15 protein-coding genes and 1 tRNA gene are annotated in these 21862 nt (G+C 40.5%); 10 read left to right on the top strand and 6 right to left on the bottom strand.

Annotated features, from left to right (window positions below):
- Nucleotides 1-8 precede the first annotated feature (8 nt).
- The 4 genes from ACX0HA_RS13695 to ACX0HA_RS13680 all read left to right on the top strand — a co-directional run bounded on the left by ACX0HA_RS13695 (nt 9) and on the right by ACX0HA_RS13680 (nt 9632).
- On the top strand, nt 9-4892 hold the full coding sequence (locus ACX0HA_RS13695) for a PKD domain-containing protein (RefSeq protein ID WP_458845855.1): 4884 nt from the start codon (nt 9-11) through the stop codon (nt 4890-4892).
- Nucleotides 4893-5433: 541 nt separating this feature from the next.
- Nucleotides 5434-5988 (top strand): 2'-5' RNA ligase family protein, encoded by a 555-nt coding sequence (locus ACX0HA_RS13690; protein ID WP_458845854.1) that lies wholly within the window; start codon nt 5434-5436, stop codon nt 5986-5988.
- A 504-nt stretch (nt 5989-6492) separates the two neighbouring features.
- A complete protein-coding gene (locus tag ACX0HA_RS13685; protein WP_458845853.1) occupies nt 6493-7104 on the top strand; it encodes a 2'-5' RNA ligase family protein in 612 nt (203 codons plus the stop codon).
- Between the two features lie 110 nt (nt 7105-7214).
- Nucleotides 7215-9632: a S8 family serine peptidase gene (locus ACX0HA_RS13680; protein ID WP_458845852.1), complete on the top strand. Its 2418-nt coding sequence runs from the start codon at nt 7215-7217 to the stop codon at nt 9630-9632.
- Here the strand turns inward: ACX0HA_RS13680 and ACX0HA_RS13675 are convergent.
- Nucleotides 9629-10657 carry an AAA family ATPase gene (locus ACX0HA_RS13675; RefSeq protein ID WP_458845851.1) on the bottom strand — a complete coding sequence of 343 codons (1029 nt, stop codon included), beginning with the start codon at nt 10655-10657 and terminating at the stop codon, nt 9629-9631. The genes ACX0HA_RS13680 and ACX0HA_RS13675 overlap by 4 nt on opposite strands.
- A gap of 348 nt (nt 10658-11005) precedes the next feature.
- Between ACX0HA_RS13675 and ACX0HA_RS13670 the strand changes: the two genes are divergently transcribed.
- The 3 genes from ACX0HA_RS13670 to ACX0HA_RS13660 all read left to right on the top strand — a co-directional run bounded on the left by ACX0HA_RS13670 (nt 11006) and on the right by ACX0HA_RS13660 (nt 15591).
- A complete protein-coding gene (locus tag ACX0HA_RS13670; protein ID WP_458845850.1) occupies nt 11006-12172 on the top strand; it encodes an MFS transporter in 1167 nt (388 codons plus the stop codon).
- Nucleotides 12173-12534: 362 nt separating this feature from the next.
- A complete protein-coding gene (locus ACX0HA_RS13665; RefSeq protein ID WP_458845849.1) occupies nt 12535-14946 on the top strand; it encodes a PAS domain-containing sensor histidine kinase in 2412 nt (803 codons plus the stop codon).
- Between the two features lie 69 nt (nt 14947-15015).
- A complete protein-coding gene (locus tag ACX0HA_RS13660; protein WP_458845848.1) occupies nt 15016-15591 on the top strand; it encodes a hypothetical protein in 576 nt (191 codons plus the stop codon).
- Nucleotides 15592-15663: 72 nt separating this feature from the next.
- Here ACX0HA_RS13660 and ACX0HA_RS13655 read toward each other — a convergent pair whose 3' ends face one another.
- The 3 genes from ACX0HA_RS13655 to ACX0HA_RS13645 all read right to left on the bottom strand — a co-directional run bounded on the left by ACX0HA_RS13655 (nt 15664) and on the right by ACX0HA_RS13645 (nt 17620).
- Complete coding sequence (locus tag ACX0HA_RS13655; protein WP_458845847.1) at nt 15664-16569, bottom strand: EamA family transporter; 906 nt, start codon at nt 16567-16569, stop codon at nt 15664-15666.
- Nucleotides 16570-16823: 254 nt separating this feature from the next.
- Nucleotides 16824-17342 (bottom strand): GNAT family N-acetyltransferase, encoded by a 519-nt coding sequence (locus ACX0HA_RS13650; protein ID WP_458845846.1) that lies wholly within the window; start codon nt 17340-17342, stop codon nt 16824-16826.
- 83 nt (nt 17343-17425) lie between these two features.
- Nucleotides 17426-17620 (bottom strand): cold-shock protein, encoded by a 195-nt coding sequence (locus tag ACX0HA_RS13645; RefSeq protein ID WP_458845845.1) that lies wholly within the window; start codon nt 17618-17620, stop codon nt 17426-17428.
- 392 nt (nt 17621-18012) lie between these two features.
- On the opposite strand from ACX0HA_RS13645, the gene ACX0HA_RS13640 reads away from it, so the two are divergent.
- Together ACX0HA_RS13640 and ACX0HA_RS13635 are read left to right on the top strand one after the other, a co-directional pair.
- Entirely contained in the window at nt 18013-18591 is a 579-nt protein-coding gene (locus tag ACX0HA_RS13640; protein WP_458845844.1) for a hypothetical protein, read from the top strand.
- Between the two features lie 90 nt (nt 18592-18681).
- On the top strand, nt 18682-20598 hold the full coding sequence (locus ACX0HA_RS13635) for an SHOCT domain-containing protein (RefSeq protein ID WP_458845843.1): 1917 nt from the start codon (nt 18682-18684) through the stop codon (nt 20596-20598).
- A 160-nt stretch (nt 20599-20758) separates the two neighbouring features.
- Here ACX0HA_RS13635 and ACX0HA_RS13630 read toward each other — a convergent pair.
- Nucleotides 20759-20832, bottom strand: a tRNA-Ile gene (locus ACX0HA_RS13630).
- A 118-nt stretch (nt 20833-20950) separates the two neighbouring features.
- Nucleotides 20951-21352 (bottom strand): methylmalonyl-CoA epimerase, encoded by a 402-nt coding sequence (gene mce / locus ACX0HA_RS13625; protein WP_458845842.1) that lies wholly within the window; start codon nt 21350-21352, stop codon nt 20951-20953.
- A gap of 116 nt (nt 21353-21468) precedes the next feature.
- Between mce and rbfA the strand changes: the two genes are divergently transcribed.
- A complete protein-coding gene (rbfA, locus tag ACX0HA_RS13620) occupies nt 21469-21861 on the top strand; it encodes a 30S ribosome-binding factor RbfA (RefSeq protein ID WP_458845841.1) in 393 nt (130 codons plus the stop codon).
- Nucleotide 21862: the final 1 nt, after the last annotated feature.

The following is a 21862-nucleotide window of genomic DNA, read 5'->3' as shown; positions in this document are numbered from 1 at the left end:
AACTATCTATGAAAGATTACCTTACTCGAAAAAGGATACGGCAATTGCCGCTCCTTACCTGCCTTTTATGGCTCTTGTTTTCAGTGAGCCTTAATGCCCAAAACATTTCACTTACCTGGGATAACGAATCCGGTTGCCAGGTTTACAAACCCGATGACCGGAAAGGCTTTCAGGAAGACATCGGGCAGAGCCAATGCGTCCGTGTCTGTGAGAACAGCACAGCTACGTATACGCTGACCGGTTCGAACAGCTCATGGCCCGCGTCATGGTCGGTTACCGGCGGCGCGATACAAGTCTCTAACAACACCTCCTGTACCGTTATCTGGGGCAGTTCCGGCGGGGGAGCCGTGACAGTAAACGTGACAACGCCTAACGGCATTAAAACCAGAGAAATCTGCATTGAGATCATCGATGGGCCTTATTCTCAGTTCACAGTATTTCCTGCTGATGAGGGTGAAAAAGATTTCTACGCCTGTCTGGAAGAAGAGATTTTTTTCACTAACCTTTCTAATGATGGAGGGGGCTCAGAAATAGTTTCCTATTATTGGGATTTTGGGGATGGAACCTATTCATCTGCATTCGAGCCTTCACATGTGTACCATCAGGACGGCGATTTTAAAGTTACGCTTACAATTACCAATGCGTGTAACTGTACAGCGTCCATTACTAAATACATGCATATTAAGGATGTAAAAGCATTCGAGATAAGCTGTAATTCGGTTGTATGCGAAAACGGGTCAGACACTTATAGCATTCCCAAAGAAGTTGCAGAGAAGTGTGGCGATTTTCCGTGGAAAGTATTTGGAGGAACAATAATCAGCCCTACTCCTTACGGACCGTCTATAGACGTAGTTTGGGATGATGTAGATGCAAGCGGCTTTGGCTATGTTACATTTGATGCCACTGCATGTGGCTTTCCATGTGCTTCGGTAACCATAAAAGTACCAGTGGTATTAAACGAAGGCACAATAACAGGCGATGCCATAACATGCGCCTATACCCAGTACAGGTATAAACTGCCGCAATGGCCAACCACCGATTTTGTATGGTCCATAGATGCCAACGGAACAGGTGCCTATGTAATGAACACCGATCAGCGTAATGAAGTGATAGTAACAACGGGAAGTGCAGGAGATATTATATTGAAATGCACGTATACTAACACTATGCTGGGCTGCGGCGGATCTGCCGAATATGCAATTCATGTCAGGGATATGGGAGTAATAAGCGGTCCTAAGGCAATATGCCAGAACAGCAGCAACTCTTACACCCTTAACAACGGCTATACGGGAACATGGACGCTAAAACGTCCTAACAACACCACCGTTAACGGAACCGGCAACATCTTTACCCATACTTTTACCATGGTGGGTAAATATACACTTACAGTTACAGGAAGCGATTTTTGTGAACCGCATGAGCCATTTATCATCAGGGTTGACAAAATTCCCACTCAACCAAATGTGAACGACATCATTGGGCCTAACAAAATATGCGTTTCTACTCCGGTAGAATACAGCATGGTTAATACCGAACCGGGCACCGTTCTTGTATGGGCTGTAACCAATGGTACTTTCAGCGGTTCTAATTACGGCACCGAAGTGACAATAACATTCAATCCGGGCTTCAGTTCTTATCAGGTATCTGTATGGAGAGAGAATGCTTCCGATCCGCATTGTCCTTCGAATAAGACTATCAAAACGGTAGTACCTCATCAGGTAACCCCGTTGACCATAACAGGCGGACAGGTATCGAATATCTGTCCAAGCTCAGCAACAGGACCTTATAGCGCCAGTTATTTAGAAGGAGAGTCCTATGAATGGTCTATCAGCCCTGCGAGCTCAGGAAGTGTGGTGTCAGGCCAAAACAGCCCATCTGCCAGTGTACAGTGGAACAACAATCCTTCAGCGGGCACATTTATCAAGCTAAGGGTAAGAAAGTGTAATGTGTACTACGACACCAGCATTGCTGTAAATTTTGTTACGCTGCCTGCACTTACGATCAATGCTCCGGCAAGCGTTTGTGCCAATAGCCCTGTACAGCCTACGGTAAGCGGTACGCCGGGACTTACATCAGGAACAGTAACTCTGAATTATGGCGATGGTTCTCCAACAGTGAGTTTCCCTCACAACGGTGTTCCTTTGCCTCATAATTATCCATTACAATCGGCTAACACGTCATTTACCATAACAGCCACTGTTACCGGTGTAAACGGATGCTCAAACCCAATTGTAGTTACCAGGAACATTACTGTAATGCCTACACCTGTAGCATTCATATCGCCTGATCCTGACAGGATATTCTGTAATACGGTAACTCCGTTTACACTTACAGCGACAGTAAACTATGGTGCTTTTGGCACAACCAGCTTCCAATGGTATAGAAATGGAAGCCTGCTGCCGGGACAAACAGGCGTTAGCTATAACGTTACCACATTTGGATTGTATACCGTATATGTAGCGAACAGCAATGGCTGCGGCGCTTTTGCAAACAGCGTTAACGTTTTGAACAGCTGTACCCCATGTACAATATCGCCACCACCTTCGATTGCTGTAAATGCTGCACAAACCAGCTGTACGCTTGTGGCAGCCACTGCAAGTGCAAGTCCTGCACCACTATCAACCTCGTGGTCTGTGGGCACTGAAGGAACAATCCTTAGTTCTACCAACACAACGGCGAGCATCAATTATCAGACAGCAGGTGAGCACACCGTAATTTATTATGCGACTTACAATGCAGTAGGTGGCGGTACCTGTACCATCCCAACCTACAAGACTGTTATCATACCTTTTATAGCAGACATCCGATACCAGATAACATGTAGCGCAACACCGGGAATGTATGATGTTACCCTGTATGACCAGTCACAGTATTATCCTCCGACACCGGCTACCGGAAAAACATTCTACATCGACGGATCGCCATACGTAGTATCTGCCGGAACAACCCAGTTTACAGCAACCATTTCGGGCGGTAACCATACGTTTGGCATAAAACTGACGAGAGCCGGATATCAGGATTGTACCGATTTTGAAACTAAGAGCCTGCCAATTATTGCCCCGGTTGTAATTTCGGGTCCATCATCGGCATGCAGCAATTCCGGAATTAATTTCTCAACGAACATAGCTTCGGTACCGGGAGTAACTTATTTATGGAATTTTGGCGATGGTACATTCAGTACGCTGCCTACTCCTACCAAAGTATATGGTGCTGCCGGCAGTTATCCGGTAACGGTAACGGTATCGATAACAGGCATCTGTAGCCTGACAGGCAATTATAATGTTACCGTGAACCCTAACGGACTGAACGGAACGTTGTCTTCTGACTCTCCGAATTGCGAGGGCAGCCCGATAACCATTACGTTTAATAATACAGGAACACCGGTTTCTTTATACACATGGATGAGAGACAATGTACAGGTGGGAACATCTACAACGCCTACCTTCCTGGCTCCTGACTCGGGTGCTTACTGGGTATCGATAACAAACACCAACGGCTGTATTAAAAACCTTGATACGACCAATGCTGCCTATATCATGTCGCCAGACCCTATAATCACAGGACCGGACTCGGTTTGTTATGGCTCGCCATTCCAGCTGTCAGGTTATGCCGGAGGTGCAGGGCTTGAGTACAGATGGCTGCGCAACGGATCGCCTATTACAGCCTGGAGCACATCGCCGGCACTTAACTATACTTCTTACATCACTAGCCCGGCTACCGCTAACTTTACTGTTGAAGTAAGGATAACTGACGGAACCGGCGGATACTGTGTGGGCTCAGCAACGCATGCTGTTACTACCTATGCCACGCCAACAGGCCTTTCGGCTTACTGGAGCGTAACGAGCTGTAATCCATACAAAGTTCAGCTTAATGGTGTAATGAGTGGCCCGGGTACATTTAACTGGAGCAACGGTATGAGCGGACAAAGCGTGGAAGTGACCGAAGGTGGTCCTTACCTGCTGACATTCACCAATCCGGGAGGCTGCGAACAAACCTACCAGTTTGACGTACCGAAAGACCCTGAAGTGTACTTATGGATATTCCCTACAGGTTGTTATGAATTCTGTAGTGAGAAAAAAGAAAACGAGCCTTTTGAAATTCTTGGCCCTGCACCGGGTGCGGTATTCGCAGGATGGGAATGGATCAAAGATTTAAGTACTGACATTTCAGGAAGCGGTTCGGTTCCTAACTATACAGTATACCAATCGGGCCAGTACCAGATGATGCTGGATAACGGATACTGCAAGAAAACAACCGATATCATGGATGTTACCATGAACCACTGTAAGTGCGGGGTGAAATTCGACGTGAAATCTATAAAACCTCAGTACGAGAAGTTCTGCTTCTATGTGCTGGAAATATACATAGACAACCCTTACGGAACACCTATCCTTGTTAACCTTAATGCCAGCCCTGCGGGATCAGGCACATTCCAGCCGGGAGCAATTGTGGTTCCGCCGGGAGGTGGAGGTTACACTGTACAGTTCATACCAAATTCTTTCATGGGAGGATCGCTTGAAATAACGCTTTCTGCCGTAAATGAAAAAGGAGACCTGTGCAAAACGACGCAGAAATATGATTTCCCTCGATGCAGGGATATGAAATCGCGTAGCGGTGACGAGGATAGCATCATGGGCAAAAACAGCCTGACGGTATCGCCTAACCCTACCAATGGCGCAACAGGACTTAACTATACTTTTGCTACACAAAATGCACAGGTAAGAGTTATAGAGATCTACAGTCTGTGGGGTGTACTTCTTGAGAAACACACTCCTGAAGCCCAATCCGGCGTATGGAAGGTTAACATGGACCGTTATGCCGCAGGACAATATATTGTTGTAATGAGGGAAGACGGAATACTGTTAGACCAAAAAGCGATTATTTTAGAATAACCAATTGAATATAAATGCAGAAAGGAGGCTTTAGGGCCTCCTTTTTTATATGAAAAATGCGGCCGAAGCCGCATTTTATAAAGTAATAAAAACATAAACTACTAAATTTTGCCTATCACTTTTTATTTTCAAGCGTTATTGTATCATCTAAAAATCCTTAAACAATAGCCTGTTTAAGGGATTTCATTTTTTACATTCTTAAAGAATCGAGGCAAAAATACATTATTTACCAATGCCTTTAATTCAAAAAAGAAGAAAAATTCTACATTGTTAAAAATGTAACAATTTTAATTAAGCCTTTACATATTTTACTACCCCTCTAAGTCGGTAGAGTAAGCCAATATATAATAAATATTAACACAAAAACACTCGTTATAAAAAAAATATTGCATCCATTTAAGAAACTAACTTTTATAAAAATCACGATTTTGTTAAATTTCTGTTTTACCACTATTCATAGGCTTTTCGAGATTAAACATTACCCTAATCTTTATGATAAGATAACAACGTAAGGCTTATATTTGTGTAAACACACATGCAAATGCCCGAACAGAACTTATATTTCATAGCACTTATACCGCATGATACCGTTTCCGGAGAGGTAACCGGATTCAAAAATGATCTTGCGGCCAACTTCAGCAGCAGCCGTGCCCTCCGCACTATGCCGCACATAACGCTCAAAGCACCCTTTAAGCTCGCAGCCCGTGAGCATAACACTTTACTGAACTGGTTTAACGGCATCCGCACCATGGCCGAAGCCTTTACTGTAGAGCTGGAAGATTTCGGGAGCTTTCCCAATAAAGACAATCCCGTTATTTATGTGAAACCGGTCATGACGCCTGCTTTGGAACGCCTGCAAAAGTCGATAATCACAGCCTTTGAGCACTCCTACCCTAACATCACGGTACCGTATACTGAGCGCACTTTCCACCCGCACATGACGATCGCCTTCCGTGACCTGTCTCCCGAGCAGTACGAACGCGCCATGGACGTATACCAGCACAAGAAATACAGCGCCACCTTTAGAGCCGATAAGTTCTTCCTGCTGCAGCACGACGACGAAAAGTGGAATGTGATCGCGGAGAGGAGTATTTAGTTGTTGGTTGCTTACTCATACACGTCTGTCATTCTGAGCGCAGTGCAACGGAGTCGAAGAATCTCTCCAATTCCAACAAATACTCTTGCTAAACTCAGCAACAGTGGTTTCCCCTCCTTCGGAGGGGTGCCCGTAGGGTGGGGTGGTTTACTTTACATACCAAACATTTTGTTGGTTTAACCACCCCGGCTTTCAGCCACCCCTCCAAAGGAGGGGAATCTTACTCAGCCCGCTTACTCTGCCGACGTCCTGTCATTGCGAGGAGGAACGACGTAGCAATCTCTTCTAATTCCAATAGAGATCCTTCCTCTGTCAGGATGACAAATAACCCTCGTAACCGTCCTGTCATTTCGACCACAGCGAAGCGTAGTGGAGAAATCTCTTCTAATTCCACAATATACTCTTGACTAATCCGGCAACAGTGGCAACTTTAAACCTTAAACTTTAAACTACAAGCCACGGACTTCCAACAAATTCTCTATTTTTGCATCACAACAATAAAACATGGCCAAAAAGAACAACGCGCAATTAACCCTTTTCAATGAGAATGTGTACGAGTACTTCGTGCTGCTCTCTCCCGACGAAGCCATTAAGGAGGCGGTAGACGGGCTAAAGGAACAATTGCACGCCCTTATAGGCCTGGAAGATTATAACCGCAAGAGCATTGCGCATGTGTCTTTATTTAAGACCAAAGCCACTGCCGACACCCAGGTACTCAAACTTGTAAAAAAAGCCGCTGCGGCACAGCAGCCTTTTACCATAAAGCTTGACGGCCACGAAGTGCTGAAACACGGTGGTGTTTCGCGTACGCTGTGCCTGAAGATAGAAGACCCCGAGCCGATAAACAGCCTTATGGCACTGCTTGACCCAAAACCCGTGGCAAAGCGCAGCTACCGCCAAACGAGTATACTGGACAAGACACCACGTGCCAAAAAGGTGATACACCCACACGTTACCATTGCGCGCAGTATTGCCACGGCCGACTTTGACCGCCTGGAAGACCTGACGCCTTTTGACTATACTGCTGAATGGCTGTGCGACCGCATTACCATTTTACGTCGCCTGGACGGAAGTACCGGAATCTTTAGCCCGGTAAAGGAAGTGAAGTTGGGGTAGTTTATCTTTGAAATATTGCCTTACAAAAAATGAGTTAATTTTTCTTTGGATTACAGTTTTAACTTACTACTTTAGAGTAAGTTAAAAGCATCCAATTAATTCATACTACTATGGCAAACAAACCACATTTAAAATTAAATATTCAACGACAAGCTGATGTACCAAGTCCGTTACACTTTAATTATGGATTTGGCGCTGAAGAAGCTCCTGATCCTAATATTGTAGCACAGTCACTCCGTCAACAGGCAAGGGCTATACGCCAACAGATTGTTGCTTTTTCACAAGCTTCACAACGGAGGGTACAAGAAAGAAATCTTGAAGTTCCCGCTCATATAATAAATGTAAGGATTGAATTTCATGGACAATTTAATATTACAAAATATTTTGAACCATGGTATAACGATTTTGGTTTATTAGCTGTAAACTATAGTAAATTTAACACAGAAGTGCTTTTTTCAGTTCGCAATAATGAGGACTTTAATAACTTCATGGAAAGCCTAAATAATTTTATTCTCCGTGAACTTGAAGATGATCAAAACGCATGGTATGATGGAAAAATAAAATATATTAAAAATTTCTCTCTCCTTACAACCGAAGATATACTAAACATAGAGGAGTCACAAAATATTTTAATATTTGAACTTTTAGAATTCCCACTACCCGAACAGGCTCATGAAATAATTCAAGAGAGCTTATATCAGTATCTGCTCGAAAATGGGTTACCCTACAATTATTCTGAAGAAACAAATACAATAGAAGTTCAAAGAGCAACGCTTGATCAGTGTAGAGAAATCGTTCGCAATTTTGATATTATTAGTTGTGTAGTATCATCTTTGGCTACTGTCATACGCCCTAACAGACTGAACCAGCCGGAAAGAGATTATGGCTTTGAAGTCGCTCAACCTGGAGAAAATTTACCAATTATAGGAATTCTAGATACTGGTGTAAGTAACGCTACTCCATTAAGACCCATACTTATTAATGATAATACTTTTACTATTACAGGAACAAATCCTTTAGAAGATGATACAAACCATGGTACAGGCGTGGCCGCATTGGCCGCACTAGGAAAGAGAGCATATAGACGTAATTACAGAGGTACAATTGAACCTGATGCCCGAATATTGTCTATGAAAATACTTGATAGTAACTCTGGCAGTATTTCTCAGGATAATGTATTAGAATTATTAGAGCGTGCAGTAAACGAACGGGGAGTAAAAATATTTGTACTAACAATCTGCTTTAACGTAAACAAAAAAGAGAATGAGGACTTCTCCTCCTATGCATATAAACTTGATCTTTTTGCTCATCAAAATGATTGTTTAATATTTATTTGCACGTCAAATAATAATGATGCTCAAGATAATAATGACGACTACAATCTTGATTACTTCGCCGACTCAGCAGTAAATTTGAGTACACCAGCAGAAAGCATGAACAATATGACTGTTGGTGCTTCTGCTGATTGTTTGAAGCAAGGACTATTCAGAGGAATTTCTCCACAAAAGGAATTTCCAACTCTATATTCTAGAAAAGGGCATATTAATCTTTCTGCATTCAACCGCAAAAAGAATAGTCTTTATTTTAAGCCTGATATTTTAGAATGTGGAGGCGATTACGAAATAGAATTTGGTGCAATCTCAGTAGGAATCAATGCTACAATGGATGTTTTATCAGCTGATCCTACGGAAAGTTTTTATCAGCAAATAGGAACAAGTTTTTCTGCTCCATTGGCTTCAAATATTGCCGCTCAGATTGCAAGTCTTTATCCAACGCTTCAGTCACAATCCATGAAAGCACTTATTGTAAATAGTGCTTCCTTAGCAAATATAAAATTCCCAGATCCACACCATACTATAATTAATAGAATTGCAGGTTATGGAATTGCTGACCTCGAACCTAGTATTGTGTCAAATGATGATAGTATCACAATAATCTTAGAAGACAGCATAAGACCTGAAGAGTTCAAAGCATATCCAATACACTTCCCGCGATATCTTTTCGAAGAGGCACACGGACGTCAAAGGGGACTGGTTACTATTACAGCAACTCTTTGCTTTAGTTTCAAACCAGTGCTAAATAACCAGTTAGCCTACAATCCGGTTCATATGGCTTTCAGTTTCTTTAAAAATCACGAAGCCGCAGAGATTCTAGATGTAAATAGAAATACAGACTCAAAACTTAAGAGCACTCTGAGTTGGTCACAAAATGGGCGAAATAGAGCCAATCCGATTCCTTATTCTAATACTCAGAAAATTGAGTTTCCTGTCAACCTTAACCAACTAGTTGGAGAAGAAGGCACTTTCAAATTAGCTTTGAATTGTAGAATTTGCCCACAGTTGTTGGAATCAGTACGTAGAAATTATGAGCATGAACATAATTTTTCTATTGCCATAACAATTAAAAACAATATCCCTGGAGAACAATTTAGTGGACGTCTTTATGACGAAATTGTTGCTATCAATAGTTTAGAAAATATACTTAATGCAAATGCCCAGGATGAAGCCTTAGCTGATATTGATATTTAAACTATATTTAAAGCCACTTTCTCTTGTTCTATTAGATCTTCCCAAATAGAAGTTGATATGGTTGGAGAAAGTTCTTTAATTGTTATATCTTGACTAAAAATGCTTCTTTTAATAGCGGCAACAAGCGTTTTTTGGATACTATAATAAGAAAGTCCTACAGCGTTTTTCATTATCTTTTTTGCAACTGTATGTTTATCAAATTTAAAAGGACCATTTTTAAGAGTTATACCAATTAAATCTGAAATCTGCCCATATTGCGGTAACTCTAATTGAAGACTCATATCAAAACGACGTAAAAGAGCAGAATCAATCATATCCTTTTGATTAGTAGCTGCTATAACTATACTGCTTTGAGGCAAATAATCAAATAGTTGTAGTATTGTGTTTACCACTCTCTTCATTTCACCATGATCCTGATTATAATCTCTTACTTTTCCTAATGAATCAAATTCATCAATAAAAATGATACAATCCTCAGTCGAGGCTTTCCTAAATATTTTTGCAAGGTTTTTACTTGTTTCACCTAATTTAGAAGAAACTATTGCACCAAGATTGACAACTATCATCATTTTATCCAATTCTCCAGCAATGACATATGATGCTAAAGTTTTTCCACAACCTGAGGGTCCATGGAGAAGTATTTTATTAGACACAGGAAGTTCGTAACGTTTTAATGTTTCGTACGCCAAATGTTCCTTAATAAAAAAGTCAAGCTCCTCACGAACTTTCTTATCACACACCAAGTTATCAAAAGAATAATCACTAGTCAATTTCTCGAGGATAAGCTCTCTCATCTCATCTTCGTTGAATCTCTGAAAAGACCCATCTGATTCAACTTTTCTTAACGATGATGGTCTTTGCTGTGCAAATGATTCTTTTATTATTGATTGTAATTGCAAAGCAAAATTAATTTTCTTTCCTTTTTTTGAGAATTCAATTAGTTCGTTTACAGCAAGGAGCAATTTCTCCTGATCATTTTCAAGACCAAATTTTGCTATATCTTTTATGTAATCAAATTGACTCATTGTAGGAAAAAAATTATTTTGGCAAATATAAACATAAAGATAACGATTCTTCAGCACGAATTATTGCAATTATCTACTTTTCGATTATTCGCAAATAAATAAGATAAAACACACATTTAGAAGACTTTATTACAAAATAGAACAGTTATATCATAGCTAAATAATAGAATTTGTAAAATTACGAAAACATTTGGCAAGGCTACTGAAATGATTTCTCCGTAAAATATCGAGAGTCTTTCTTTAATCTTAAAATCATCCTCTCCCAACTTATCAACAATAACCTTTTCGTAATACAATTCTAACTGTAATTTTTGTTATTACACTAAAAAGATATAGTACCTTTGCAGCATGAAACTAAGTCTGCTACCGCTCGCTCTGGGCGGCCTTACCATAGGCATCACAGAGTTCGTCATGATGGGCCTCCTGCCCGATATCGCACACGACCTTAACATCAGCATACCACAGGCGGGCCACCTTATCTCGTCGTACGCAATGGGTGTGGTCATTGGCGCACCGCTGCTGGTTATTGCCGGGCGCAACTTCCCTCCTAAAAAGATGCTGCTGGCTATGGCGATCATGCTAACGCTATTCAACGCACTGTCTATCATAGCACCGGGTTACAACCTGCTGTTTGCCTCACGTTTCCTTTCGGGGCTGCCTCATGGTGCCTTCTTTGGGGTGGGTGCCGTTGTTGCCAGCCGCCTCGCCGATAAAGGCAAGGAAGCCCGTGCCATCGCCATCATGTTCTCAGGGCTTACCATCGCTAACGTGGTGGGTGTTCCGCTGGGAACGTACATTGGCCATAACTACAGTTGGCGTTATACCTTTGCCATTGTTGCCGTTATAGGCCTCATAACCGTTATTACCCTGCTGCTCTGGATGCCCAACCTCGAATCGAAGAAGGATGAGAGCATTAAGACCCAGTTGCAATTCTTTACCAAAGTCGATGCCTGGCTTATCATATTCATAGTCGCTATTGGCACGGGCGGGCTGTTCTGCTGGATCAGCTATATTGCCCCGCTGCTTACGGAAGTTTCAGGCTTCTCGGCCGAGAATGTGCCGTACATCCTTATCCTCGCCGGACTCGGGATGGTAGTGGGTAACTTCATCGGGGGCCGCCTAGCCGACCGTTTCTCACCTGCCACAACCGTATTTTCGGTACTGCTTATCATGGCCACCAACCTGCTGACCGTATACCTGTTCTCTGACAACCAGGTCGTTTCGCTGATACTGGTATTCCTTACCGGAAGCCTGTCGTTTGCCGTGGTCGCTCCGGTTCAGATGCTGATGATACAGGCAGCGCAGGGCTCGGAAATGATCGCTTCGGCATCGCTACAGGCCAGCTTTAACATCGGGAATGCACTTGGGGCTTTCCTCGGAGGGCTGCCGTTGGTAATGGGTTACAGCTATGCTTCGCCAAATTTGGTCGGAGTTGCTATGGCACTGACGGGTTCGGTTACTGCTTTGGTTCTAATCACCCGAAACATAAAATTGGCACAACTCAAAACCGCATAAAAAAAATCTTTAATTTTTGAATATCGAAATGACCCCGGACGAAAATTTCAGGGGTTATTTTTTTTGTCTTTCTCATTCGATTTCGGACATTCGAAATTTGACTTTCGTTTGAAAAACCAAAAGTGCAATATCATTTTTTAGTTTATTGTTTTTCAATATATTAGCCATAGCTAATTTTACGCACGATTTTGACGTTTTTGGCGTTTTTGATATACCAAAAGTGCAATATTACCGATTGCGAAATCCTTATGATATTTTGCATTATTTGTTATGATATAAGACATTTCGTCAATATTTAACAACTGAAAGGGCTACCTTAGCGGTTGCACCCACTTAATCGTTGAAGAATTCTTACTATATATATGGACACCGGCAAGGAAATGAATTTCACCACATCACTCCAACTCACAAAACGCTTGCAGGAAGCGGTACGCAGTTATGTGTCAGAAGGAGGCCCTAAAGTCATCCTTTCCGACTATAGCTTTTCGCAGCCTGAAACCAATGATAATCAAGTTACTACACTTGCCAAATCAGCAAATAGCCTCATCGAAAGCGCTTCAAAAACGATAGCCTTATTCGATGACGGCAATACTGAACAAGCGCTTCAACAGCTTGAAATACTGGATCTTAAGGCTGACAATTACCTGTTACAGTTTGAGCTTTCGGCACTAAAATCAGATGATAAAACTGTAGCCCAAAGTTCCTATTTCAGCCACCGCGACCTGACCCGAGGTGTAGAGGAAATCAATGCTAAATTCACTGAAAATAAGGAAGATATAAACGCTGTAGAAAAAACGCTGCACTCTTTCTTTAAGCAGGCGCCGGTGGGAATCTGCATACTCAAAGGCCCTGATTTTGTAGTAGAATTTGCCAATCCGTTGTACCTCGAACTGGTAGATAAGACCAGGGAAGAATTCGTTAACAAACCGCTGTTCGACATACTCCCGGAGCTTAAGGATCAGCCTATTGAGGGCATAATGAAAAATGCTTATGCCACCGGAGAACCTTATATTGGCGAGGAACTTGGCATCTATCTTATCCGTAATGGCGTTAAAGACCCCTGCTATTTTACCTTTATATACCAGCCTCTTTTTGACGATACCGGCAGGGTAAACGGCGTTGTCATAGTGACTTCCGAAGTGACGGCAACTGTGAATCAAAAAGCAGCCCTTGATGCTAAAAAGAAGGAATTCAGCAACATAGTGATGCGTTCGCCCATCGCAATGACCATTCTGAAAGGCAAAGATTTTATCATCGATATTGCTAATGAAGTGATGCTGAAAGACCTGTGGCGCATGAACTATAATGAAGTCGTAGGCCGCAGTATACTTGAGGTTTTCCCTGAATTGCATGAACAGGGCTATCCCGAGTTACTGCAAAAAGTAATGGACAGCGGGATTCCACACCGGGCTTCAGAATCACCTGCATACGTAGATTCACATGATGGCCGAAAAATGTATTACCTTGATTATGAGTATGCACCCCTGTATGAAGGCGATGGCAGCATCAACGGCATTATGTGTACCGTAAATGATGTCACCCCCCGCGTGAAGGCCCGTGAAATCGAGAATGCGGCGCATAAAAGGTATGCCCACCTCATCCAGACGCTGCCTGTAGCAATGTACACTATTGATGCTAACGGCTATATCGACCTATACAACCATGCCGCGGAGGTGCTATGGGGACGCAAACCCGAACCCGGTATTGACCGTTGGTGCGGATCGTTTAAGCTTGCTGCCCTGGATGGCACACCCATTACGCATGATAGCTGCCCTATGGCCAGAGCATTCAAGGAGGGACGCACTATAGAAGAAGAAATATATATGTACCGTACAAATGGCGAGCGACGCCATGTTATTGTACATCCACAACCGCTTTATGACGATAAAGGCAATATCATTGGCGCGACCAAAGTTATAATCGACATCACCGATCGTAAAGAGGCTGATGAAGCCCTTCGCAAAAGTGAAGAGAAATTCAGGCTGCTTTCGGCATCACTGGAATCACTTGTAGCAGAGCGAACTAACGAACTTAAGATTGCCAACAAGGAACTTCAAAGCACCAATAAAGAGCTGTCTTCTTTTGCTTATATATCGAGCCATGATCTTCAGGAACCGTTACGAAAGATTCATACTTTTGGGAGCATCATTATGGCCAATGATTTCGAAAACCTCTCAGAATCAGGCAAACGCAATTTCACGCGGATGCAAATCGCCGCCGGAAGGATGACTAAGCTCATTCAGGATCTCCTCACCTATTCCCGCTCTAATGCTGCCGAAAAAACCTTTGAGCAAGTCGACCTCAACACTTTGTTAAGGGAAGTCGCTTCTGATTTCGCCGACTCAATTAATGATAAGAATGGGGTGATTTCTATTGGTCCCATGCCTACAATCACAGCAATACCTTTTCAGATACGCCAGTTATTCAACAACCTGATGTCTAACGCACTGAAGTTTTCCCGCGAAGGGGTTGCGCCTGAAATCACCGTACTATCAGAAAGAGTGCCAGGAAGCAGCATTGATAATCCTAATGCAAATAGCGAAAAAGACTACCTGCATGTATGGGTAACCGACAATGGCATTGGCTTTAGTCCGCAATATGCAACACGCATATTTGAGGTGTTCCAAAGGCTGCACGGCAAAGGAGAATATGAAGGCACGGGCATTGGGCTGGCCATCTGCATGAAAATCGCCGAAAACCACAAAGCGATAATGAATGCATCTTCGCAACCCGGCGAAGGGGCTATATTCAATATTTATTTCCCAATAAATTAATTCATTCAGTGCGTTTTGCAGTTGCCTCATATCTATTATATTTGTTGCAATTAAAACCATCTGACACAAATGAAACTTAAACAACTAATTGCACTATTGCTGCTTACTGTAACTGCAGCATCGGCTCAGACTATTGACGTTAATACTACTGACCCTCAGACGGGCACCAGGCTTATACTTACCAAAAACCACAAGGGAAGTAAAATTGAGGTAGACGACACAGTAGCAAAAACAGGGTTAGTATTCTTTTCTGCAGGCTATCAGAGTAATGCTGCAAAAGGCAAAACTGTCGAAACCTATTTTATCGATCTTGACATGTACCACAATGACAATAAGCTGGGTTGTGTAAGACAATCTGACAATAATGTTTTACTGACTCTTGAAGACGGTACCGAAATTCAATGTTTTCAGATATCGGAAACGGATTGCAGCCATGAAGCTTATAAAGCATCTTTTGCGCTAACCTCTAAAAAAGGCACATTTGAAGACATGGAAAAGAACTTCAAAAAATTGCAGACCGTAGCCATCGCTAAAATAGTGGTTACCACTACGGAAGGCGCCTTGGTTTACAAGATCAAACATAAAGATTACGTAAAAGCGCACTTTGCACTTGTAGCTAAAACGCTTAACAGCTCGGTAAAATAATTAAAAAAGGCTTTTTGGAACAGTTCAAAAAGCCTTTTTTGTTTTACTTATAATATTGGTATTACTGGATAGTTATTCTTTAAAAGTTGTTCTCAGTTCCTTGAGATTTATTATGATAACCGATAGTATAATAACAACAATACCAATCCACTGCACTGTTACAACCTTTTCGTTAAGCAGAAAAAAAGCCATCCCTACAGACACAGGTATTTCAATTGAAATAATAATAGATCCCAACCCCATACCGGTTTTAGGCATCCCTTCATTAAAGAATAATGGAGGAAGGATTGTGCCAAAAATTGCCACCAGCAAGCCCCACTTATAGAATATTGATATATGATATTCTGCAGGCATGTTAAAATAGCCTACAGCCAGAACAGCGATATTGGCTCCCAAAAGAATCCAGAAGCTTTTTCTTTGCGGATGCATAGTGCGTGCTACCCTGTTAGAAACAAGGAGCATTATAGTATACATAAGAGCGGCCAGCAAGCCCCAAAATAAACCTGTACCATTTAAGCCATCCAGATTGCTAATCGCGTTAGTAGCCAGCAGCGTACCAAACAAAACCATAATAACGGCTATGCATTTATATACATCCGGAAATTTACGTGTAAGCAATGCCTCTGCAACAATACCCATCCAGATTGCCTGCATAAGCAGCACAACAGCTATTGAAACCGGTATATATTTTACTGACATGTAGTAGAAGAAACCCGTAAGTCCGAAAGAGGTTCCCCCTGCCATAAGTTTTGCAACGGTGTACTTATCCGATGTGTCTTTTACCGGTTGCTTTACCTTTTTATTAAAAAGAGCCAACAAACCAATTGTAAATAAGCCTATTAAATATTGAGAGGTAACGACTTCGGTAGTGCTGTAGCCATCTTTATAGGCTAATCCGACGAGTGTTGCCAAAATTCCATAACTGGCAGCACCAATACTTACCAGCACCACACCTCTTGTAAGGGAAGAATTATTCATAAAACATTTATTAATCGTGCAAAAATAGAACGAATAATTACCAGCGATTTTTTTTTATATATAAATAACATATAGCTGTATAGACATACTCTATACTTGCTATTAATTCAAAAAAAGTCTTTCCCGAACCTTTTACTACCACCTGATTATCAATGCCAGTTCATCGGCCTTTGCAACTGCAAAAATTTCAGCAGCCAGTTCTGGATGGCCAGCATCAGCACTTTATTAATGTGTTAAAGTAATGAAAACCGGACTCAGACGGTACGTTTCAATAAAATATCGCGTTGCCTGTCACTGCCCAGCATAAAATCGTGGGTACCAAAGGGAGTAAAACCATTTTTAGCATAGAATTGTTGGGCATTGGTATTCTTATCCCAAACGCCAAGCCATAAATAATCGAGATCATTTTCAACAGCAATAACAAGAGCAGCATCCAGCAGGAACTGCCCTATCTTTTTGCCCTGATGTTCCTTCAACACATAAATACGTTCCAGTTCGAGGCTTTTAGAGTCATTTAGGTCGGTTTGGGAAGGCGCGTAATTGATTTTTATGTACCCGACAGGCACATTTGCCTCCATTGCAAAATAAAACCCAACAGAAGTTTTATTTAGAGCCCTCAATAGCATTTCATCTGAAAATTCAGTAGCTATATACTCACGCATATCCTTGTCGGTATTGAATTGGGCATACGTGTCGGTAAATGTCTGCGCACTAAGTTGCTGAAGCATTGCGAGATGTTCGGGAGTAATCTTTAGGAGTGTGAGATTTTGCATAGTACAAAAATAAAAAAGTCCCCGCAATGCGGGGACTCTGTGCTGGTAAGTTATAGGTAATCCGAAGATATCTCTTCTGGTGATTAGTCTATTACTTTAACGTTTACAGCCGTTGGGCCTTTTCTGCCGTCTTCTACTTCGTATTCAACAGCATCTTTTTCGCTGATTTGGCCTACTACACCAGAGATGTGAACAAACACATCAGCTGATCCGTCTTCCGGTACAATAAATCCAAATCCTTTTTCTTCGTTGAAGAATTTTACAACTCCTGATTTCATAAAAATAAATTAAGGCGCAAAAGTGTAATAATTAAATGATTAAACCGAATTTTTTTTGATTTTATTTTCTAAAATATGTGAAAAACGTTCACTTTTAAGCATTTGTAATAATTTTATGTAGGATTTTTATTTCAAAAAATAAATAAAGCTACTATAGAATTGTTACATCTAGAAAAATTCTGCATCAAAAAACATTCGAAAACGTCATTTTCAACCCTTAACATCACAAAATCACTTTACATGATAAATCTATAGAGAAAAAGACACCTCTTACTTAAACAATTATATTTAAACAAGTTATAATCCAATTTAAAACAAATCATGAAAAAATTATATATTTGGAAAATATTAAGTTGTCCAATAGTGTTAGGACAGGAAGAATTCAAGAATAAATGAAAAAAGCAATTCTATTATTTTTTGTAATATTTTGTGTAAACACGATGATTTCACAAACCCTAATTTCAGGGAATTATTCTTCTTCTGATTTGGGATATACTTACACTGTGATTTTAAAACATGAAGGTAATATTATTACTTTGACTGAGCCCAATAAAGTAAATCAGTATAAAAGTACAGGAGGAAACAGCTATTATCATACCGAAACTAAATATTCGCATTATTATATCAGAATAGCTGGAAATGACAGATATTACGTCGGTAAACAAGGCGGTCCTGAACAACTTTTTACTCTTTCTGGAAGCAATACAGTTGAATCAGAAGAGCTATCAACAGGGATTGACAATTGTCCTTTATATGATAAATATCTGGAGTTAACTTCAGGCGATGATGATGAAGTGCAAGCCTGGGCTTTTTGTGCCGCAGCGGCTCTAGCAAAATGTACATATACTGATATTGAAGATTATTTAAAGCCAATAATTAAAGGACTGAAATCTATTATAGTAGATACTTCAAAATGCCCATGCACAGACGTAATAAGCCAAAGTGAATGGAACGCAGTAGGAATTGATTAACAGGAAACTTTGGTACAATTAAAATTACTTCACCTTTCAGTCTTATTTATAGAATCTACGTTTAATTTTATCATTATTTAAAATAAATATATGCGTTTACATATTATTTTAATATTACTTCTCAATACATTCATTGCGACAAGCCAGAGCAATTCAAAATCTAACGATAAACTGATAGAGGAACTGGCTACCATGGTTCAACAGGATCCGGACAACCCGTTAAAAATTGACAGTGAGTCTCTTAAAAAAATTGCTGGCGGTTTGCCGGAAGGGACACTTAAACAAAAGTTACTGACCTACAGCCAAAATATGAGTATGGATAACGATTTAAGTATGAGGCAGGTTTATTGGGATTTAGGTGTAGCTTTCAATACGGGTAACCTAACTTCACAACAGGCTGAATATCAAAAAATGGGCACTAGTCTAAATTTATTATTGCAAAGTCCTGACAAGTTAGCTGAAAAACTAGGTATTATATCAAATCTTGGAAATGGAATGTTCCTTAATGACCCTGCCTATAGAGCAGCTCTATCTGAAGCTACAGGTATTCCAAACATGAATCAGGACACAGCTATGGGGGTAACATTGGCTGTGGTTGGTTTAGCAGCATTACAAGAAAGTCAGCAATTTAAAGAGGACTATAAAAAATATGCTAAAATGAGCTGGGCGATGGTATACTCTGAAAAGGATCATAATTTAAGTAAAAATTTGATAGATGCCGCTGTATTAAAATCTGCTTCTAATTTTATTACATCGTTGTATAGATATGATTTTGACAACGGCTCAACACTTTCCGTAGAGAATGGGATCTTAATTCTTAAAAATTCAAAATCAAACTTATCTAAAAAACTGACCAGTATACTATGGAAAAATGATGGTGAATCTGGATACTATGAACCACATATAGTCAGAGTTGACGTTTCAAATGATGAAAAATTTTTCACAATTACAACAGGAAAAAATCCTCATTCCGATTCCGGACTGAATAAAAAAGAGGCTTATATTATAAATTCTCTTACGGGAGAAGCAATAACGCATAAAGATTTGTATGACGTATTAATGGCATCTATTATGCACTGGACAGATTTCAATGATCAAAATATAAAATATTACAGACCATATTATAACAGTATATTTTATACTGATATGGATTTGAACAAAAAATATGATAAGAAAAGAGTTATGCTTCCTAATGAAGATAATTTCCTGATAAAAAATAAAAGACAATATAACGTATCAGAATATTTTCCTTACGCAATACAAACTGGCGATGGGCTATTATCATTGATATGGGGCTTTAGCCAGGACATTTCAGCTGATTTAACAATCTACTCCAGTTCCTTTTTATATGGGGACAAATTTGATAATAAAAAAGGTTTAAATATTGGTGTGACCAACAAACTTACTGGTATAGCTTCCACTAAAAATGGCGATCTTTTTTTTACCACAGCAAATGGTCAGATTGGAAAAATTTCCGGCCCGACATACAACTTTGAAAATGCCGAAACACTTTTAAAAACGGCTCAAACCTCCTCTTTTGCCAAGCCTTATGACTTCACTGTAAAAGAGAAATATTTATTTAATGGTAGTTATTTCGTAAAATCTCCACCCAAGTTGATTGCATCGGGCGACGATAAGTGGCTTGTTTATCTTGTTGATTATAAAATGTATTTGATTAGCGTATCAGACATTACCATTACGAAAGAATTTGACTTAACCGTAATTCCTTTCGACTCATTTTTTACAAAAGAAAATGGTGACTATGTTTTAAATTTGCTATCCCTTAACGAATTTAGAATTCCTATTATTAAGAAGTACTCTTTATCAGGACTGGCCAACTCAAAAAAATTAACAGTCCCGGCAAAAAAAGGCTCAGTTAGTACTGCCAAGGAACCAGCTACTTCTATAGCAGAAGAAATTAAAAGTTTGAAAGCCTTACGAGATGAAGGAACTATCACAGAAGAAGAATTTATCAAAGCAAAAAATAAATTACTTAACAGCAACTGATACAATGCATTGTTTTTGTGTTTCTTTCATAACCTCGGACAAAGAAATATAGATTAGAACTTACAAAACAAAGCGACCCTCCAACAGCGTTATGAGCTTCAAATGCTCCTCAAAAACAAAAAACCCTCCACATTTGCTGTGAAGGGTCTTGTAAAACCTGTGGTCCCACCTGGGCTCGAACCAGGGACCACCTGATTATGAGTCAGGTGCTCTAACCAGCTGAGCTATAGGACCGGTTTCGAGGCTGCAATATTACTACTATTTTTTATTCAATGCAAATAATTGCTAAGGATATTTTATACTTTTTTGCAAGATAATTTAATACCCATTGATTATTAAGTTTTTGCAATCACTAAAATATTTCCTGGCAAAGTTCAATAAGCACCCCATTTGTACCTTTTGGATGTAAAAAAGCCACCAGCTTATTGTCGGCTCCTTTCTTAGGGATTTCGTTAAGCACGGTAAAACCTTCCTCTTTCAGGCGGGCGATCTCAGCTACGATATCCTCAACATCAAAAGCGATATGATGAATACCTTCTCCTTTTTTCTCAAGGAATTTAGCAATCGGACTATCCGGTGTTGTGGCTTCAAGCAATTCGATCTTATTAGGCCCATTCATAAAGAATGAAGTTTTTACACCTTCACTGGCTACCTCTTCCATTTTGTAAGCCGGTGCGCCAAACAGTTTTTCAAAAAGCTGGTTAGAAACCTCAAGACTGTTTACGGCGATGCCTATATGTTCAATTTTTCTCATACTATTCATTTGTTATTTCCTCCGGCAAATATAAAACTTTGGATAATGATTCAAACTTTGCAACTCTGTATCTTTGAGACTCTGCAACTTCTAAGAAAATTGAGTACTTTTGCAAGATGGAAACAAACAGGCAAAAAAAGATAGGCGCCCTGCTGCAGAATGACCTTGTGGACATATTGCAGGGTGAGATACGTAAAAACGGCATCAGTAACCTTATCATCTCTATATCTAAAGTTAACGTTACTTCGGACCTTTCTATAGCAAAAGTACACCTTAGCGTATTCCCTTCTGACCGTGGAGCCGAAATACTTGCGGCTGTGCGCTCTAATGCACCGCTTATCAAGCATGACCTTTCACAACGCGTAAGGCTTCAGTTGCGTAAAGTGCCCAACCTGGTATTTTACATAGACGACTCATTAGATCAGATCGAGAAACTGGAACAGGAGCTTAAAGGAGAAAATAACCCTATAGCTAACCCTGAACTTTTAGACAGACGTAAAAAATCATAAT

The organism is Flavobacterium hauense, assembly GCF_054457175.1.
Note: the sequence above shows the minus strand (reverse complement) of the source record. Positions and strands in the feature narration are given on the sequence as shown.

Excerpts from the sequence above, each read along its gene's own strand:
- ACX0HA_RS13640 (WP_458845844.1), top strand. The coding sequence starts at position 18,013 with ATGAAAAAAGCAATTCTATTATTTTTTGTAATATTTTGTGTAAACACG.
- ACX0HA_RS13635 (WP_458845843.1), top strand. The coding sequence starts at position 18,682 with ATGCGTTTACATATTATTTTAATATTACTTCTCAATACATTCATTGCG.
- ACX0HA_RS13690 (WP_458845854.1), top strand. The coding sequence starts at position 5,434 with ATGCCCGAACAGAACTTATATTTCATAGCACTTATACCGCATGATACC.
- ACX0HA_RS13645 (WP_458845845.1), bottom strand. The coding sequence starts at position 17,620 with ATGAAATCAGGAGTTGTAAAATTCTTCAACGAAGAAAAAGGATTTGGA.
- ACX0HA_RS13675 (WP_458845851.1), bottom strand. The coding sequence starts at position 10,657 with ATGAGTCAATTTGATTACATAAAAGATATAGCAAAATTTGGTCTTGAA.
- ACX0HA_RS13650 (WP_458845846.1), bottom strand. The coding sequence starts at position 17,342 with ATGCAAAATCTCACACTCCTAAAGATTACTCCCGAACATCTCGCAATG.
- mce (WP_458845842.1), bottom strand. The coding sequence starts at position 21,352 with ATGAGAAAAATTGAACATATAGGCATCGCCGTAAACAGTCTTGAGGTT.
- ACX0HA_RS13665 (WP_458845849.1), top strand. The coding sequence starts at position 12,535 with ATGGACACCGGCAAGGAAATGAATTTCACCACATCACTCCAACTCACA.
- rbfA (WP_458845841.1), top strand. The coding sequence starts at position 21,469 with ATGGAAACAAACAGGCAAAAAAAGATAGGCGCCCTGCTGCAGAATGAC.
- ACX0HA_RS13695 (WP_458845855.1), top strand. The coding sequence starts at position 9 with ATGAAAGATTACCTTACTCGAAAAAGGATACGGCAATTGCCGCTCCTT.
- ACX0HA_RS13670 (WP_458845850.1), top strand. The coding sequence starts at position 11,006 with ATGAAACTAAGTCTGCTACCGCTCGCTCTGGGCGGCCTTACCATAGGC.
- ACX0HA_RS13655 (WP_458845847.1), bottom strand. The coding sequence starts at position 16,569 with ATGAATAATTCTTCCCTTACAAGAGGTGTGGTGCTGGTAAGTATTGGT.
- ACX0HA_RS13660 (WP_458845848.1), top strand. The coding sequence starts at position 15,016 with ATGAAACTTAAACAACTAATTGCACTATTGCTGCTTACTGTAACTGCA.
- ACX0HA_RS13685 (WP_458845853.1), top strand. The coding sequence starts at position 6,493 with ATGGCCAAAAAGAACAACGCGCAATTAACCCTTTTCAATGAGAATGTG.
- ACX0HA_RS13680 (WP_458845852.1), top strand. The coding sequence starts at position 7,215 with ATGGCAAACAAACCACATTTAAAATTAAATATTCAACGACAAGCTGAT.